The 2,102-nt window shown below is 77.8% G+C and carries 2 protein-coding genes; one reads left to right on the top strand and one right to left on the bottom strand.

Annotation, left to right across the window (positions count from 1 at the left end):
* Nucleotides 1-138: 138 nt before the first annotated feature.
* Nucleotides 139-1,218, bottom strand: coding sequence for a PP2C family protein-serine/threonine phosphatase (locus GPJ59_RS35750; protein ID WP_308120680.1), 1,080 nt, complete (start codon nucleotides 1,216-1,218; stop codon nucleotides 139-141).
* Between the two features lie 236 nt (nucleotides 1,219-1,454).
* Here GPJ59_RS35750 and GPJ59_RS35745 point away from each other — a divergent pair, with 236 nt between their 5' ends.
* Nucleotides 1,455-2,084 (top strand): VIT1/CCC1 transporter family protein, encoded by a 630-nt coding sequence (locus GPJ59_RS35745; RefSeq protein ID WP_308120681.1) that lies wholly within the window; start codon nucleotides 1,455-1,457, stop codon nucleotides 2,082-2,084.
* The last annotated feature ends 18 nt before the right edge of the window (nucleotides 2,085-2,102 follow it).

Genomic DNA, 2,102 nt, shown 5'->3' with positions numbered 1-2,102 from the left:
GCCCCCGGGGGGGGGGGGGCGTCCCCCCCCCCCCGCCCCGGGGGGTGGGCGAGGCCCGCCGCAACTGGCGGGTCCGACCGCCGCCGCCGTTGCCGCCGCTGCCACCGCAGGCCCCGTCCCCGTCCCCGTCCCCACCGCTCATGCGGGTTTCGCCACCGTCAGGACCAGCAAGGCCACGTCGTCCCCGGGCCCGCCGCCCGTGTACGAGACCAGGTCGCGCCAGATCGCGCGGGCCAGGCCGGTGGGGTCCGAGGCGAGGACCGGGACGCGGGTCGCCAGGGGGTAGAACGCCCCGGTCGCGTCCCGGGACTCCGTCACGCCGTCCGTGTAGACCAGCAGGCGGTCGCCCGGGCGCAACGGTACGGCGGACACCCGCGGCGGGTCCGCGCCGGCCAGGCCGAGGCCGAGCGGAGGGCCGGGATCCACCGGTGGGGACGACACCTCGAAGCCGCGCAGCAGCAGGGCCGGCGGATGCCCGCACGAGACCATCCGGACGACCTCCAGCCCCGGCGGGAACTCCAGCAGTACGGCCGTCGCGAACAGTTCCGCGTGTTCCGTACCCGCCGAGTCCGCCAGCAGCCGCCGGTCCAGCCGGGCGGCGACCGCCGTCAGTTCGGTGTCGTCCAGCACCCCCTCGCGGAAGGCCCCCAGGAGCCCGGCGACCGTCCCGACCGCCGCCAGCCCGTGCCCCTGCACGTCCCCGACCACCGCGCGCACCCCGTACGGCCCTTCCCGTACGTCGTACAGGTCCCCGCCGACCAGCGTGCCGCGCTGCGCCGCCCGGTACAGGCCGGCACAGCCCAGCCCGCCCACCTGCCCCGGCACCGGCGGCAGTACCGCCAGCTGCGCCGCCTCCGCCACCGTCCGTACGCTGACCAGCTGCGTGTCCCGCCGCTTGCGCACCCATGCGATGACCACGCTGAGCAGCCCGATCGCCGCCACGGTGTACAGGTCGGCGCCCTCGGCGTGTCCCACGCCGAGCTGGCGGATGCCCAGCAGCACCAGCACGACCGCCGCGAACACCGCCGTGCCGCCCGCCCCGTACGCGAACGCCGCCACGGGTGGCAGGCCCGCCAGGAAGAAGCCCAGTTCCACCGTGCCGGGTGTGGCCCGCTGGGCGAGCACCAGGACGACCAGGGCCACCGGGGGCGCGTAGCGGGCCCAGCGCGGTGGCGGTGCCCCTTGCAGCCGGCCAGGCTCCTCGCGTCGGCGTCTCACCCCTCCACCCTGGTCCCGGCACCGTGCCCGCGCACGCCGGACCGCGCCCTCGGGTGGCGCGACCCCGGGTGGCCGGGCGGCATCGGGAGCCCGCCGGCGGGAGGGGTGGCCCGGGTGGCCCCGGAGCACTGGCCCTCGCGGGCGCCGCCCGCGAGAGTGGTCCCGTGACGGAAACCGGGCCGGGCGCCGGCCAGACCCCCGACCCCGGCCGGCCGCCCGAGCCCCAGAGCGCGGCCATCAGCACCCGGCTCAACTGGCTCCGCGCCGGTGTGCTCGGCGCCAACGACGGGATCATCTCCACCGCCGGCCTGGTCGTCGGTGTCGCCGGCGCCACCACCTCGCGTGCCGCGATCCTCGTCGCCGGTGTGGCCGGGCTGCTGGCCGGCTCGCTCTCCATGGCCGCGGGCGAGTACGTCAGCGTCAGCTCCCAGCGGGACTCCGAGCAGGCCGCCCTCGACGTCGAACGCCGGGAACTGGCCGAGTACCCGGAGGCGGAGCTGGAGGAGCTGACCGAGCTGCTGGCCGCCCGCGGCCTGACCCGGGACGTCGCCCGCGAGGCCGCCGCACAGCTCACCGAACGCGACGCGCTGCGCGCCCACGCCCGGGTCGAGCTGGGCATCGAACCGGACGAGCTGGCCAACCCCTGGCACGCCGCCCTCGCCAGCCTCGCCGCCTTCACCGTCGGCGCGCTGCTGCCGCTGCTGGCCATCGTGCTGCCCGAGCCCTCCCAGCGGGTCCCGGTCACGGTGGCGGCCGTGCTCGCCGCGCTCACCCTGTGCGGCTGGCTCAGCGCCCGGCTGGGCGGCGCGCCCGCGCCGCGCGCGATCGGCCGCAACGTCGCGGCCCCGTCTCTTCTACACATCTGACGCTGCCGCCGGCCGACC

Source organism: Streptomyces bambusae (assembly GCF_019400985.1).
Lineage (GTDB): Bacteria > Actinomycetota > Actinomycetes > Streptomycetales > Streptomycetaceae > Streptomyces > Streptomyces bambusae_A.
The sequence above is the reverse complement of the archived record's forward strand: the minus strand, read 5'-3'. Positions and strand labels throughout refer to the sequence as shown.